Here is a 15,221-nt window from a genome sequence, read left to right on the forward strand (position 1 = left end):
TGACCCTCCTCACCCTGGCGCAACTCTCGGTTCTCCCGCTCCAGCGCCTTCATCTTCTCGGCCATGTCTGCCGGGATGCCAGCGCGCTTTCCGCTGTCGACCTCGGCCTTCTTGACCCACTCGTTCAGGGTCTGGGGCGCACAGCCGATCTTCGCGGGAATCGACATGACTGCCTGCCACCGCGATTCATGGCCACCCTCGTTATCAAAGACCAACCGCACCGCGCGTTCACGCACTTCGGGGGAAAACTTGTTCGTCGTCTTGCTCATGATGCTCCATCCTACTCAGGAGTTGGAGCCTCCGGCAAACCCGGCGCGGTTCAGGGAAGCGGCCACTTGCGTAGCGGAAGAACGAAAGGGCTGCAAGAGCGACCCAAGCCGTCATTTCAGCCGCTGGCAGCCTTTGCGTGAAATCTCCAGCGCTACCGGCTGCCGCCCCATACTGCGACCGCTGCGGCCTTCGACAGGTGCCGCCGGGGTCATTGCACCCGAGCAGGCCCCGCAAAGGCCCAATGGCGGGACAGCACGAAGGTCGAGGCTGCGGCGCATCCCGTGGACACGAAAACAGCGGCTTTGGCGTCAAGCGGACCCGTGATCAGCATCAGGAACAGCAGGGTTTCGTTGACCAAGAAACCGACAGCGGCCACCACGGCGAAGCGCCGCAGCGTCCTCGACGCCGCATCGCCATGACCGGCGAAGGTGAACAGGTGATGTCCCAGAAAGCTGACCATGAAGGCAATCGCGAAAGCGACCGCATTGCCGACAAGCGGCTGGACATCAAGCTGGATCAGCAGCATGGCCACGGCCAGATGGGCAAGCGTCGCCACGCCTCCGGTAAGGGCAAAACGCATAAACAAGCCTAGCATTCGGGCAAGGCCAGGATCGTGGTATCCTCGGCGATCACATAGCCCGGACGGCCCTTCACCTCACTGAAGACGCGGGCGAGGTATTCGCCCAGGACGCCGATCGACATCAACTGGATCCCGCTGAAGAAGAAGAGCGCCACTGCCAGCGTGGACCAACCCGGCACGTCATGGCCCAAAAACAGGGTGCGGCCGGCCAGAAACAGCCCGTAGAGAATTGACAGGCTGGCAAGCACCATCCCGATGCCGGTCCACATCCGCAAAGGCCAGTCGGTAAAAGCTGTCAGCCCGGTCATTCCCAGCTTCAGCAGTCGCGGGAAGCTGAACTTCGTGCTGCCACCGCCGCGCGGCTGAAGCTCGACAGGGATTGCGAGCGAGCGGAAGCCGACCCAGGCATAAAGCCCCTTCATGAAGCGGTTGCTTTCGGGCAGCGAACACAGCGCATCGACGACCTTGCGGTCCATTAGTCGGAAATCCCGCGCGCCCGCCGGCATGGGCACGTCGCTGCCGAAGTTCAGGAAACGATAGAAAGTGGCCGTGCAGCGGCGTTTCAACCAGCTTTCGTCATCACGATGGGCTCGCACGGCATAGACGATTTCATAGCCTTCGCGGTAATGTTCCAGCATCGTGTCGACATAGCGCAGGGGCTCTTGCAGATCGGCATCAAGGATCACCACGGCGCGGCCCGCTGCATGGCGAAGCCCGGCCATGATCGCCTGTTCCTTGCCGAAGTTGCGCGACAGGCGCAGCAGGCGCACGGGCACCTCCCAATGGCCGGATTCGACGAGGCTCAAGGTCTCATCGGTGCTGCCATCATCGACGACCAGGATTTCGGCATGCTGCACCAGCCTGCGTGCTTTACGCGACACGCGGGTCAGCGTTTCCGTGATCGTTTCCGCCTCGTTATAGGCCGGGATGACGAAGGACAGATCCGGGATGGCCGACCCGGGATCAGGCGCGGTCGACAGCAGGTTCGCTGTTTCGCGGTCGATGTCTTGCATGCGGCCCATCACTTCACCTCTTTGACGGGCTGCGTCACAAACAGCACATGCCGTCCATATTCGCCCATGTTCTCAAGCCGCAACCCTTCGGCCGTCGTCGTCATGGATGGCGGGACCGAGAATGCGGAGGGCGCATCACCGCCGGCCAACCGGGCGAAATCCGCCTCATCGATGGCCCGCGCCCGACCGTGCGAGTAAAACTCGGCCGAGAAGCTGCGTCCGCCCACGGTATAAAGCGGCGCGTCGGGATGTGCGGTCATCGCCGCGGCGACCAGCCCTTTGTCGGATTTCAGCCGCATTTGCTGCGGGGCAAAGACCAATCCGATGGTCAGCGCCAGAAACAACGAACACATCGCCAAGCCCGCAACCGTGAACCCGATCCGCGACGCGCGGGTGGGGCGCAGGCCAAGAACCTGTGGCAGCAGAACGACCAGCAGGATGGCCGCCGCCGGCAGGCCGGGCAGAACATAGGCCGCAAGGATGTTCGAGGCTGGCGTGAACAGCATCAGCGGCGACAGCGACCAGAGCAGCAGATAGACAAGCCAACCCGATCGGTCTCGCCGAAAGGCACCTGCAAGCCTCTTCGGCCGCGCCAGCAGCACTGCGGGGATCAGGCTCCATGGCAGGGCCGCCATCAGCCAGAACAGCCAGATGGTGCCCATCGCCTCTTGATGGCCCGATCCATAGAGATCGCCCTGCCAGCCGGGCGTCAAAAAGCGCTGAACATGTTCGCCGATCAAAAAGTAATGCAGAAAGCCGGGGGTCGCGATCTCGGCCGCAAGATACCACGGCACGATCAGCACCATCAGCAAAGCCATGCCGCCCGTCCAGGGCATGCGGCGCAGCACCCCCCAGTTCCAGGTTACCATCAGCCAAAGGGTGATGGGGATGGCGCACAGGACCACGGCCACAGGCCCCTTGGCCAGCATGCCGATTGCCAGTCCCAGAAACACGGCATAGCCCCAGTGGCTGTCCGGGTCCGTGATCGCCCGCCAGAACCCGATCATGACCAGCGTCGTGCCCAGAGTCATCGGCATATCGGTCATCACGAAGGCCGAAGCACCAAAGAACATGGCCATCGTCGCCAGCACAACCGTCGCCACAAGTGCCGTATTGGTCCCGACAGTATCGCGCACCCAAGCCCAGACCAGAAACAGTATCGCCAGCGCCGTCAGAAGAATCGGCAGGCGCGCTGCCGCCTCGGTCGTGCCAAAGACCTGCATCCCGGCGGCCGACAGCCATGTATGCAGCGGCGGCTTGCCCCAAAAGGGAACGCCATAATCGAATTGCGGGATCAGCCAGTTCCCGGTCTCGACCATCTTGCGGGCCATCTCGGCATAGCGCGCCTCCGTCGAGTCGGTGAAAGGGACTGCAAAAACCGCCCATAGCCGCAAGAGCGCAAAGGCCGACGCGAGGGCGATCAGAATTCGTCGCGTTGCTTGCTCAAGCTGCAGATCTGGCAGCGCGGGCAGCGGAAAAGATCGGTCTTTTTTGGGGACCGATATGCGGCCTGTTTCGGCCTCGTTCAATGTCATTCTTGGATCCTGCCCGATAGGCTTCTTTGTGATGTCGACCACTCCCTAGCAGTCGCGATCTGTCCGGGTGGTTGCCGGAACTATACCGATTGGTAATCTTTCGATCTCTTGACCCACGCGCGCATGTCGCTATGCCTTCGGGTCAGACAACAGAAAGCTGGTCCCATGCGTGTCCTTGTGGTCGAGGACCATGCCGAAACGGCGGAATATGTCACCTCCAGCCTGCAGGCGCAGGGCCATCTGGTCGATCATTGCAGCAATGGTCGCGAGGGGTTTCTGTCGGCGCTGGACAATCAATACGATGTCATGATTTTCGACCGGATGTTGCCTGGTCTGGACGGGCTGACACTCGTCAAATCCGTGCGGGGCGCAGGCGTCGAAACGCCGATCCTGATCCTCAGTGCCATGGATGGGATCGACGACCGGGTTCAGGGGCTGGAGGCCGGATCAGACGATTATCTGGTCAAGCCGTTTTCCTTTCAGGAATTGTCGGCCCGCTTGGCCGCCCTGACCCGAAGGCCCCCGCTGAGGGTCGAGGAAACCGTCCTTCAGGTTGCCGACCTGGAAATGAACCTGATCCGCCGCACGGTCGTGCGCGCAGGGGTGGCGCTGGACCTGCAACCACGCGAATTCAGTCTGCTGGAATATCTGATGCGCAATGCCGGTCGCGTCCTGACCCGCACGATGCTGCTGGAATCGGTCTGGGACTTCCACTTCGACCCCAAGACGAATGTCGTCGAAACTCATATCAGCCGCCTGCGCAACAAGATCGACAAACCCTTTGATACCGATCTGATCCACACGATCCGCGGTGCGGGTTACAGCCTTCATGGCTAGAGCCGCAGGTATATCGGGCTTTCTGCGCTCGACCTCGGCGCGGCTGTCGCTGCGTTTCGCGGTGCTTTATGCGGTCATCACGGCGTTGGTCCTTGGCTTGACCTATCACTTCGCGGATCGCGAGTTGAGACAATGGGTGGCGGATCAACTGGCCCAGGATGCGGTCGGCTTCGCGGACCTTTATCAAGGCGAAGGGCTGGATGCGGTTCAGGCCAAGTTGGCCGGATTCGCAGGATTCAATTTCGAGGATTACCGGATTTATCTGCTTGTCGATGCGGAGGGCCAGGTTCTGGCCGGAAACGTCGACGCCATCGATCTGTCGGGCGACAGCGGTTACATCCCCGTCGACGCAATCCATGCCCAAACGCCGCGCTATAAGGATGTCACCGGGTATCTGCTTCACTCGGTGCAACTCGGGCAGCATCGCCTGACGTTGGGCAGCAGCACCTATTACCAGGAGGAACTGCGCGAGGTTCTGGGTCGTGGGTTCCTTGCAGGCTTCGTCCTGATGCTCATGACGGGTCTTCTTGCGGGGGTCATTGTCGGGCATAGAACCGAGCGGCGGCTGACCCAGATTTCTGCCGCGCTGAAAGCGGTCTCTGACGGGCAACTGGATCGTCGCGTTCCGACCACGGGGGGCGATACCAACGACCTTGCGCGCATGGCGGATGACATCAACCGCACGATCGCCCAACTTGAGCGAATGGTCGATAGTCAGAAGCAGATCTCGGCCGACATCGCTCATGATCTGCGCACCCCCATGCAACGGCTTCGGCAAAGACTGGATGCGCTGCAAGCCGCGCCCGACCTGCCCGACCCGATCCGCAGCACTGTCGATGAAGCGCTCGAGATCGCCGATGATCTGATCGAGACCTTCCACGCCCTGCTGCGGATCGCCCAGATCGAGGCAGGCGCGCGCGCAGACCGCTTTGCCGATGCCGCGCTTGCGCCGATCCTTGAGCGTATCGAGGACGCCTATGGCGCCGTGGCCGAGGAAAACGGCCAGTTCCTGACGGTCGAGGTGACAGATCACGAAGGTCTGGTTCAGGGGGATCAGCAGCTTCTGACCCAGATGATCTCCAACCTGCTCGAGAACGCCCTGCGCCATTGTCCCGCCCAAACCAGAATCAACCTGTCGCTATCGCAGCTGGATGGCCGTGTCCTCCTCGAGGTTTCCGACAACGGCCCCGGCATCCCCGAGGGCGAACGCGACAAGGTCCTGCGCCGCTTCTATCGGCTGGAGAAAAGCCGCACGACACCGGGCAACGGCCTTGGTTTAAGCATGGTGAAGGCAATAGCCGAGCTGCATGGCGCAACATTGCATCTGGAAGATAATCACCCGGGCCTGCGCGTTCTGATCCTTTTCCCGCCGGCCAGTCGGAAGACGAGCTGACTGCGGATCACTGCCTTGACTGTCCGAAGGCAACTTCTGCAAGTCGGTGTAGCCGCTATGCAGAGATAGCAGACGTGCCGCCATCAATCCGTTGCCCTGTTTGCCCAGCCCCGGCATCTGGTGGATCAGGTTTAGAATGAACCTAACCGGATTCAGAAGACTATTCGTGGAGCCTGAGCCAGCTGTAGGTCTTGCGCTGGCGCGCGAAGTCGCATGCGGCCATGAAACCCATGCGTGGTTGATCGAGGCTGTGCGCATGGATGCTTGTTTCACTGCCTTTTATGGTCAACCGGTTCATCCGCACGACCTGGCCATCGGTCCCTGTGTTGCTTGGGTTTGGCCAGTCGGTGCTCAATCCCGTTTGCCTCACGGATCGTGTCAATGCTCGTCCACCGTGGATACGCGTTGCGCCGGTTCCGAGGCTGCCTAGCGTATGGACCGCCTGTCGGCTGCACCACGCCGCACCCGCTTCGGATTGTCCCGAGCTTCCGGCTCAACCTGGCGAACGAAGCCTGCGATCACTCGGGGCAGGCGATCGGACCGGTCGCTGGCACACACTTACTGTTGCAGGTCTGATTGTCTGCGCGGTCGTGGCGCTTTCGCAATGAACTCGCCCCGTGGGGCATCTTTCCGCTCCTTGGGAAGCACCAGACAATCAAACCCCGTCAGCATGCCCTTGGGCAGTACGACGCCCTCGGTCGGCTGTGCCGAACCTGGTTGATCGCAGGGGGCAAAACGCGCTTGCATGACGTCGCAGATGGCTTCCACCAGCGGCAGCGGGAAACCGACCGGGAAGTCCGCAAGCGTCGTTTCCAGCGCGGGGTCATGCGGAAAACCGCCGGGGCGCAATGCGATCCTGACTTCGGCACCCGGCATTCAACGCAGCGTAGCTCCCAATCCCGCGCATCCATAATCGTGCTGACCAGAAAAGCCCGAACCGTCAGGATCGCTCTATTCCAATGCCACGCCCGCACAGCAAGCGGTGTTGCGGATATGAGATCGCATCGCAGCGCGGGCGGTCTCAGGGTCGCGGCTTTCCAGCGCCTTCAGGATCGCCTGGTGTTCGGAAATGGACTGGCGCATGCGGACCGGATCGGTGTTCGGAATGGGCTGGCGCTGCGTCTCGCTGAGAAGGTGCTGCATGTCGGTGTAGATGCCCACCAACAAGCGGTTCGGGCACAGATCGGCGATGCCGCGGTGCAAGGCCAGATCTGCCTCGACATGGGCGACCAGATCGCCGCTTTGCCATGCCTGCTCGAATTTCTGCACCGATGCCGCCAGATCGGAGAGAGCTGCGGGCGTCATGACCGATGCGGCACAGGCAGACAGCTCTCCCTCGATCAGCAACCGCGTCTGGAAGACGTCGCGCAGATTATGCGCATTGTCGTAACGCCAGCCTGACCGTTCCGGTTGGTTGCTCGGGTCCAGCACGAAGGTCCCGCGCGCTGGCAGCGTCTGGATCAGGCCCAGGGTTTCAAGCGTCAGCAGCGCTTCCCGCAAGGTCGGACGCGACACGCACAGCTGTTCGGAGAGGATGCGCTGCGAGGGCAGCTTGTCCCCCGGCTTCAACTCGCCCGAGCGGATCATTTCCTGCAGTCTGCTTGCCACACCCTGCGCGACCGGCCCCTTATCCCACATCAACGACTTGCCTTTCCTTTTGGCAACCTTCTTCGAGCATCGCGAAGATCTGTCAATCCTATTGCAACAAAAGCGCTGCCATGCTCAAACTGGTCATACCGGTTTGTCCGGTCAATCCAAAAAAAGCAGCAACGGGGAGTTTGAAGTGACAGGATACAGCATCAGAACAGCAATGATGGCCACCGTCGTGGTCGCGGGAACCGGTTTGGCGGCGGCGGCGCAGGACACGCTGACGGTGGGCGCCAATATCGGCAATATCCCGTGGGAATTTCAGGATGAGTCCGGCGCATTCGTCGGCTTCGAGATCGACCTGGTCGCCGCCGTGGCAGATCGCTTGGGCGCAGAGGTCGAGACGGTGAACATCCCCTTCAACGGCCTCTTCTCGGCCGTGCAGTCGGGGCGCATCGACATCGCCACCTCCTCGATCACGATCACCGACGAGCGTCTTGAATCCGTCACCTTCGCCCAGCCCTATTATGACAGCGACCAGTCGCTGACCGCCCTGGCTGCGGGTCCGAAATCCCTGGAGGAGATGGAGGGCAGGGTGGTCGGCGTCGATACCGGCTCGACCGGGGACATGTGGGCAAGCGAGCATCAGGGCGAATACGGTTTTGCGGATATCCGGCGCTACGAAGGGTTGGCCCCGGCCATGCTGGACCTGACCGCAGGCCGCATCGACGGCTACATCTCGGACATTCCGGCACTGCAGTATTACGTCGTGGACAAGCCCGAGCTTGCCGTGGTCGAGCGTATCCCGACCGGCGAAACCTATTCGATGATGTTCGCCAAGGATGCCGAACTTGCCACGCAAGTGAATGCCGTCATCGACGATCTGAAGACCGAGGGCGTTCTGGCTGAGCTGCACGAAAAATGGTTCGGGGTCGCGCCGGACGAAGGCTCGTCCACCGTCTCCGTCCTGCCGATGCCGTCGCTGGACTGATCCGAAGCCCGGGTCCGGGTGCTTGCCGGGCCCGAAAGGACGTATATGGACATCTTTGAAACCTTCCTGAACGCCGAGGTGATGCGGCGGACCTTTCCGCTGCTGATGAAGGGGTTGTGGATCACGCTGCAACTGGGCGCGGCCAGCATCGTCGCCGGCTTGGCACTGGGTCTTGGCCTGGCCATGGCGCGGCTTTACGCACCCGCGCCGGCGCGCTTCCTGACGCGCGTCTATATCGATATCTTCCGCTCGATCCCGCTCTTGGTGCTGCTGATCATCGTCTATTACGCGCTGCCCTTCGTCGGCTTGCGGCTTTCGCCCTTCGCCTCGGCGATGACGGCGCTGACGCTGGTCTCGGGCGCCTACACTGCCGAGATATTCCGCGCAGGCATCGAGGCGATCCCCAAGGGCCAGTTCGAGGCATCGGCCGCGCTTGGCCTCAGCGGGCGGCAGACGATGTCCGACGTCGTCCTGCCGCAAGCGGTCCGCATCGTCATTCCGCCCCTGACCAACAATTCGATCAACGTGGTGAAGGACACGGCACTGGCCTCGGTCGTCGCGATGCCGGACCTGCTGAAACAGGCGACACAGGCGCAGGCCTTGTCCGCGAACCCCACACCGCTGATCGTGGCGGCGGCCATCTATGTGGCCTTCCTCTGGCCGCTGGTCGCGCTGGTGTCCCGCATGGAACGCCGCTTCGCGGCAAGGAGGCGCTGAGATGAAGAGCTTCGTCAGCATCCGCAATCTGCGAAAGTCCTATGGCACGTTCGAAGCCTTGCGGGGCATCGATCTGGATGTCGCCAAGGGCGAGGTGGTCTGCATCATCGGGCCTTCCGGCTCGGGCAAGTCGACGCTGATCCGATGCATCAACCGCCTCGAAGGTTTCTCGGCCGGCAGCGAGATCCGGGTGGACGGAACGCCCGTCACCTCGGGCCGGGCGCTGGCCAAGGTGCGCGCCGAGGTCGGGATGGTCTTCCAGTCCTTCAACCTCTTTCCACATCTGACCGTGCGCGAAAACGTCATGCTGGCACCGCGTCGGGTCCGCGGCACATCGCGCGCCGATGCGGGCACGCAGGCCGACCGCCTGCTGACCCGCGTGGGCATCGCAAGCCAGGCGGACAAATACCCCGAGCATCTGTCGGGCGGTCAGCAGCAGCGCGTCGCCATCGCCCGCGCGCTTGCCATGGAGCCGCAGGTGATGCTGTTCGACGAACCGACCAGCGCCCTCGACCCCGAGATGGTGGGCGAGGTGCTGGATGTCATGCGCGATCTGGCCCGCACCGGCGTGACCATGATCGTGGTGACCCACGAGATGGGCTTTGCAGCGCAGGTCGCGGATCGGGTGATCTTCATGGATGACGGACAGATCGTCGAACAAGGGCCGCCCGCACAGGTGCTGTCGGCCCCGCAGGAACCCCGCACGCGCAATTTCCTCGGCGCAGTGCTGAACCACTAAGGAAAGACCGAAAATGACACAGCTGGACATGGCCTGGGTGCAGGCGCAGTTTCCGGGCCTGACCTCGGATTGGGTATTCTTCGACAATGCCGGAGGCGCGCAGATCGCCCAGCCCGCGCTGGACCGGATGGTCGAATTCCTGACCCATCGCAACGTCCAGACGGGCGGCAGCTACGCGGTTTCGCAGGCCGCCGCCGAGGCGTTGATGACGGGCCGCAGGGCGGCTGCCACCCTGGTGAATGCCGCCCGCCCCGACGAGATCGTCTTCGGCCCCTCGACCACCGTTCTGATGGGCAACCTGATGCAGGCCATGCGCCGCCAGTTCGCGCCGGGCGACGAGGTGATCGTGACCATGGCGGATCACGAAAGCAACATCGGCCCGTGGCGGCGGCTGGAGGAGTTCGGCGTCACGATCAAGGTCTGGCCGCTGAACGCCGATACGATGGACCTGCAACTGAGCGATCTGGAACCGCTGATGACCGACCGGACGCGTCTGGTCTGCGTCACCCATGTGTCGAACATCCTGGGCAAGGTCCATCCGGTCGGCGATTTCGCACGGTTCATTCATGATCGTGGCGCCCTGATCTGCGTCGATGCCGTCGCCTATGCCCCGCACCGTCTGATCGATGTCCAGGCGTGGGACGTCGATTACTATGTCTTCAGCCTCTACAAGACCTATGGTCCGCATGGCGCGCTGATGTATGGCAAATACGACCTGCTGGCGGAATTGGACGGCCTCTATCACTACTTCTACGGCAAGGAGAAGGTGACCGCCAAGCTGGAGCCCGGCAATCCCAGCTATGAAGCCGCCTATGCCACCGATGGCATCCTGTCCTATCTGACGGGACTTGCCCGCCATCACGGCGCGGACGGCGATGACCGGACCCTGCTGACTGCGGCTTTCGACCTGATCACGGGGCAGGAGGATGCACTGACGGACCGACTTCTGGCCTGGCTGTCGGCGCGCAACGACTGTCGCATCATCGGCGAGGCCTCGAACAAAAACAGCACCCGCGTCCCCACGATCGCCTTCAAGTTCGACGACATGGATTCCGGCGTCGTGGCCCGCGCCATGGATGATTACGGCATCGCCATGCGCTTTGGCGATTTCCACTCGCGCCGGCTGGTCGAACATCTGGGCGAGGACGAGAACGGCGGCGTCCTGCGCGTCTCGATGGTGCATTACAACACGCCGGAACAGGTGGACCGCCTGACCGAGGCATTGGCGCAGATCGTCGCGCGCGAGGAAGCATGAGCGATCTGGACCTCGTCATCGCCGGCGGCACCGTGGTCACCGCTGCCGACAGCTACGCCGCCGATATCGGCGTCAGGGACGGGCGCATCGCCCAGATCGGCACCGGCCTGACAGGGGCCGAACGGATCGACGCCGCGGGTCTGCTGGTAATGCCGGGGGGGATCGACGCCCATGTGCATCTGGACCAGCCGACGGCCGATGGCACGGTCATGGCCGACGGCTTTGCCAGCGGCACCCGCTCGGCCGCGGCCGGGGGCAACACGACGGTCCTGCCCTTTGCGTTGCAGATCAAGGGCCAGTCCCTGCGCGCCTGCGTCGAGGACTATCGTCGCAAGGCCGATGGCAACTGCCACACCGATGTCGCCTTCCACCTGATCGTCAGCGATCCGACCCCGCCGGTCCTTGGGCAGGAACTACCCGCCCTGGTGCGCGACGGCTATACCTCGTTCAAGGTCTTCATGACCTATGACGACCTGGTTCTCAACGACGCCCAGTTGCTGGACGTCTTCGAGGTGGCACGCAGGGAACGCGCGCTTGTCATGGTCCATGCAGAGGGCCATGATGCCATCAAGCACCTGACCCGACGCCTGGAAGCGGGGGGTCATACGGCGCCATATTATCACGCCGAGGCCCATGCCCAGATCGCCGAACGCGAGGCGACGCATCGCGCCATCAGCCACGCGCAGCTGATCGATGTGCCGATCGTCATCGTTCACGTCTCGGGCCGCGAGCCGATGGAGCAGGTTCAATGGGCCCGCGCACGGGGCTTGAAGGTCTTTGCCGAGACCTGCCCGCAATATATCGCGCTGACCGCCGAGGATCTGCGAGGGCTGAACATGGATTTCGAGGGGGCCAAATATGTCTGCTCGCCCCCGCCGCGGGATGCGGACAGCCAGGCCGCGATCTGGCAGGGCCTGCGCGACGGCACCTTCGACATCTTCTCGTCCGACCATTGCCCCTTCCGCTTCGAGGGCGAGGCCAGCAAGGACAATCCACGCGCGCGCACCTCGTTCAAATGGGTGCCGAACGGTATTCCCGGCGTCGAGACCCGCCTGCCGATCCTGTTCTCCGAAGGCGTCGGCAAGGGCCGCATTAGCCTGCAGCGCTTCGTGGCCCTGACCTCGACCAACCCGGCGCGGCTCTACGGGCTCTATCCGCAAAAGGGCAGCATCGCGATCGGGGCGGATGCGGATCTGACGCTTTGGGACCCGCAGCTGACTCGTCGGATCAGCCAGGCCGATCTGAACCACGGCTGCGATTATACGCCCTATGAAGGGATGCAGATCACGGGCTGGCCCGTCAGGACGATCCTGCGAGGACAGACGATCGCGCTGGCGGGGCATCCGACAGGTGGCATATGCGGCCGGGAACTGAGCCGCGACATCAGCGATGTCTATGCAGACAGGGTCTGAAAGATCCTGGCCGAACTGATCCTTGGTTCGGCAGGTCATCCGCCCTAAGCCTCTTCGTCAGCTTGCCTGAAGCAGTGGTGTCGCTGTTTGACCCCGTCCAGACCCGGGAACTGGTCGAGCGGATTGGCGGCTTAGGTCCAGATAGAGGCTGCAAATGCGGGGTGGGTAGGGGCGCCATCCGTGTCCTTGACCGGCGATGTCCGCCGAACATGGGTGCCGCCACCTCAGGCGCCGATTGGAAAGCCGACGAAAGGGGATCAGCCCGCCCCCCTTTTCGCTTGGCAACCAGCTTGGCGTATGGGGTCTTCGCAAAACCACGCGTGGTCATACCGCTGGCCCAAGTTCCCGACTCAGATGCTCTTTGCCAAGTTCAGAGAACGAGTCGCACCGTCGAACTGTGGAACCGGATACCCGGTTCTCTCCATCCGGCATCGGTCGTCATGTCGAAGCCCTCTCATTCACCATAACCCCGGGTTAGAACCGCATCGATATGGATCAGGGCATCTTCCAGTGCGGCACGCCAGAAGGGCCAGTCATGGTTGCCCTCGGACACCTTAAAACGGTGGCGCAGCTTCGCCTCGCGGAGGATCAGGTGCAGGTCGGTCGTCGCCTCTAGGAAGGGGTCATCGGCACCGATGTCGAAATACATCCTTGGAACGCGCGCGAAGCGCGAGGCATCCGTTGCCGCGATCATGCTTTGCGGGCGAAGCAGTTCCCATTCATCGGTCAGGCGATCTGCTCCGGACAGGTCGGGACCAAGGACGGTGCCGAAGCGTGCGGCATAGGCCTGATCCGAGAGTTCCAGCAGTTGCTTGTCGGTCCTGAACGAGGCGCTGAGCGCGGCGATCCCCGCGAATTGGTCGGGGTGGCGCAACTGATAGACGGTGGCGGCCATGCCGCCCATCGAAATGCCAAGGATCGCCCGGGTGTCGGGGCTGGCAAGCGTGCGATAACGGCTTTCGATGCCGGGGATGAAGTCCTGCATGAACATCCGCTGCCACTGCTGCTTATCATCGGCATCATCCAGGAAATAGGTGGCCACGGCTTTCTCTGCGTCTCGGCGCCCGTCCGGGGCCACTGCAATCAGGGGCCTGATTCGCCCGGCAAGGATCAGGCGGTCCAGCGTCTGATCGATCCCCGCCAGCGTGAACCAGTCCGACGGTTGGCCCGTCCCCCCGCCATGAAGCAGATAGAGCACCGGGTATTCGCGCCCCTGATCCTGATAGCCCGGCGGCAGATAGACGGAATAGGCGACCGGCCGATCCAATGTGCTGCTTGGCAGGACGTTCTGCATGCGGACGTCGGCCCTTGATGGCGCGGCTGTCAGAAACAGGGCCGTCATGACGGCGATCAGGGTTTTGACGGGCATCCGACGCTCCTTCAGAAAATCAGCTTGTAGGACAGCGACAGGCTGCCCCCCAGCAAGCCCGGGCCCGGGTTCGACCCGCGGTTCCAAGGCCAGCGGTTGCTGCTGTAGTTGGAATAGTTGACCTGCATGCGATCGTTGACCTTGTAGCTGGCGGTATAGGTGTAATCAGGGTTCCAAGGTTCCTGCTTGCCCGAGGGATAGAGATAGGTCGTCAGCCCGACGCGCAGCTTTTCGGTCACCGACATTCCGCAGGCGAGGCTGAGCGATTCATTCGTCGGATTGGGCAGCCCGAACCCAAGCGAGCAATCGGCCGTCTTCTGCAAGGGCAGCGGCACCTTGGGCAGCTTGTAGCTGCCGCGGAAACTGCCATCCAGCAGCGACGAGACGATGTCCGAACCCGCGGCCGAGAACCTCGCGCTATAGCTGGAGTAGCTGATGTTCAGCTTGTCTGTGGCCTTGAAGTTGAAGGCATAGGTGAAGTCGGGATCCCAGGGCGCCTGCTGCCCCGAGATCGGGAAATGCACCAGCGCAAGGTTCATCGACAGGCGGTCGTTGATCCGGGCGGAACATCCCAGGCTGACCCGCAGCTTGCCATACCGCGTATCCTGGTTGCGATGATCCACGTATTGCAGGCCCGCGCCGGTGCTGATCGAACAGTTCAGGCGAAACCTCTGGGCCAGGGTCTGCGGCTTGTCCGGTTCTGGCTGGGGATCGGGTGCGCTTGTGCCCGTCGGCGCACGCGGGGTCCGGGGGGGCGTGTCGTCGCGTGCAGGCTGCGGCGCGGGCGCGACCGAAGGGCTGGCGGGGGGCGTGCATGCGTCGGGATAATAGGGATCAGGCTCGGTGCAATCGATGTCGCCCGACAGGAATGCCAGCGTGACCGCCGTTGCCGAGGGTTCCTCGGTCTCTTCGGTCTCTGGCAGGTCTTCCACCTCGGGGGGCGGCGGCTCGGCGGGATCCGTGGTGGGCTGCTGGGGTCCCTGCAAAGGCGGCGGCGGATCGGGAGCGGGGGGCGGCGGGGGCGGCGTTCCGCTGCCTGCCAGCACCCATTGCGCCAGATAGCGTGCCAGCCCCAGGCCGTCGATCTGTTCCGGCAACGCGGGCTTGGGTGCCCCGATGGCAGGAACCGTCATCAACACCCCGACATCGTTCGAGATCGAGCAGGATTGCGCCAGCGTGCAGCGGACTAGGTATTCGCCATAGGGCCGATCATCCTCGGCCAGCACGATGGCCGAACCATCGGGAAACAGGCGATAGCTCCAGCCGGACAGGCTGCCCGATTGCGCGCGCGACCATGCAAAGACATTGGGGGTGTCGGTCAGAACCTCCTGCGCGCCGGGCACGGCAGGATCGTCGGTTCGCACGATGTCCTGGCCGGGCAGGTCGAGCTGCCATGATAGCGGCGGCGAGGGGGGCAGGACCGGACCCGGCAACGGGTCGGCGCTTTGGGCGATGACCGGCTGCAGGCTGGCCCAGAACCCAACCGCGCCATACTGCACCATGCGCCTGATCCGCTTCATGCC

General features: G+C 63.0%; 15 protein-coding genes. 7 read left to right on the forward strand and 8 right to left on the reverse strand.

From position 1 onward, the window contains the following. From DDE75_RS10810 to DDE75_RS10825, 4 genes are all read right to left on the reverse strand, one after another. The coding region (locus DDE75_RS10810) for a transposase (protein ID WP_162798991.1) at positions 1–269 on the reverse strand (269 nt) is incomplete at its 3' end. A gap of 209 nt (positions 270–478) precedes the next feature. Continuing rightward, entirely contained in the window at positions 479–850 is a 372-nt protein-coding gene (locus tag DDE75_RS10815) for a GtrA family protein (protein WP_162798992.1), read from the reverse strand. Positions 851–858: 8 nt separating this feature from the next. After that, positions 859–1,872 carry a glycosyltransferase family 2 protein gene (locus tag DDE75_RS10820; protein WP_245894703.1) on the reverse strand — a complete coding sequence of 338 codons (1,014 nt, stop codon included), beginning with the start codon at positions 1,870–1,872 and terminating at the stop codon, positions 859–861. Then, a complete protein-coding gene (locus DDE75_RS10825) occupies positions 1,872–3,257 on the reverse strand; it encodes an ArnT family glycosyltransferase (RefSeq protein WP_272482569.1) in 1,386 nt (461 codons plus the stop codon). The genes DDE75_RS10820 and DDE75_RS10825 overlap by 1 nt, the downstream gene beginning before the upstream one ends. Positions 3,258–3,563: 306 nt before the next feature. Here DDE75_RS10825 and DDE75_RS10830 point away from each other — a divergent pair, with 306 nt between their 5' ends. Next, on the forward strand, positions 3,564–4,235 hold the full coding sequence (locus DDE75_RS10830) for a winged helix-turn-helix domain-containing protein (protein ID WP_108502414.1): 672 nt from the start codon (positions 3,564–3,566) through the stop codon (positions 4,233–4,235). A gap of 97 nt (positions 4,236–4,332) precedes the next feature. Then, positions 4,333–5,628 carry a HAMP domain-containing sensor histidine kinase gene (locus DDE75_RS10835; RefSeq protein WP_245894705.1) on the forward strand — a complete coding sequence of 432 codons (1,296 nt, stop codon included), beginning with the start codon at positions 4,333–4,335 and terminating at the stop codon, positions 5,626–5,628. Positions 5,629–6,186: 558 nt separating this feature from the next. Here the strand turns inward: DDE75_RS10835 and DDE75_RS10840 are convergent. Continuing rightward, entirely contained in the window at positions 6,187–6,504 is a 318-nt protein-coding gene (locus DDE75_RS10840; RefSeq protein ID WP_108502415.1) for a hypothetical protein, read from the reverse strand. A gap of 75 nt (positions 6,505–6,579) precedes the next feature. Further along, entirely contained in the window at positions 6,580–7,266 is a 687-nt protein-coding gene (locus DDE75_RS10845; protein WP_108502416.1) for a FadR/GntR family transcriptional regulator, read from the reverse strand. Positions 7,267–7,441: 175 nt separating this feature from the next. On the opposite strand from DDE75_RS10845, the gene DDE75_RS10850 reads away from it, so the two are divergent. Genes DDE75_RS10850 through hydA form a run of 5 tightly spaced genes read left to right on the forward strand, consistent with a single transcriptional unit; the run spans position 7,442 to position 12,329 of the window. Continuing rightward, a complete protein-coding gene (locus DDE75_RS10850) occupies positions 7,442–8,206 on the forward strand; it encodes a transporter substrate-binding domain-containing protein (RefSeq protein ID WP_245894706.1) in 765 nt (254 codons plus the stop codon). A 45-nt stretch (positions 8,207–8,251) separates the two neighbouring features. Further along, positions 8,252–8,923 carry an amino acid ABC transporter permease gene (locus DDE75_RS10855; protein ID WP_108502418.1) on the forward strand — a complete coding sequence of 224 codons (672 nt, stop codon included), beginning with the start codon at positions 8,252–8,254 and terminating at the stop codon, positions 8,921–8,923. 1 nt (position 8,924) lies between these two features. Further along, positions 8,925–9,662, forward strand: a complete 738-nt coding sequence (locus tag DDE75_RS10860; RefSeq protein ID WP_108502419.1) for an amino acid ABC transporter ATP-binding protein — start codon at positions 8,925–8,927, stop codon at positions 9,660–9,662. A 13-nt stretch (positions 9,663–9,675) separates the two neighbouring features. Next, a complete protein-coding gene (locus tag DDE75_RS10865) occupies positions 9,676–10,917 on the forward strand; it encodes a cysteine desulfurase-like protein (RefSeq protein ID WP_245894707.1) in 1,242 nt (413 codons plus the stop codon). After that, positions 10,914–12,329, forward strand: a complete 1,416-nt coding sequence (hydA, locus tag DDE75_RS10870) for a dihydropyrimidinase (protein WP_108502421.1) — start codon at positions 10,914–10,916, stop codon at positions 12,327–12,329. Before DDE75_RS10865 ends, hydA begins: the two co-directional genes overlap by 4 nt. A 454-nt stretch (positions 12,330–12,783) precedes the next feature. Here the strand turns inward: hydA and DDE75_RS10875 are convergent, their stop codons facing one another. Further along, the gene (locus DDE75_RS10875) at positions 12,784–13,698 is read right to left on the reverse strand and encodes an alpha/beta hydrolase (protein WP_108502422.1); all 915 of its coding nucleotides are present in this window, start codon (positions 13,696–13,698) and stop codon (positions 12,784–12,786) included. 11 nt (positions 13,699–13,709) lie between these two features. Then, positions 13,710–15,218: a hypothetical protein gene (locus DDE75_RS10880; RefSeq protein WP_108502423.1), complete on the reverse strand. Its 1,509-nt coding sequence runs from the start codon at positions 15,216–15,218 to the stop codon at positions 13,710–13,712. Positions 15,219–15,221 lie beyond the last annotated feature (3 nt).

Source organism: Paracoccus indicus (genome assembly GCF_003056335.1).
Taxonomy (GTDB): Bacteria; Pseudomonadota; Alphaproteobacteria; order Rhodobacterales; family Rhodobacteraceae; genus Paracoccus; species Paracoccus indicus.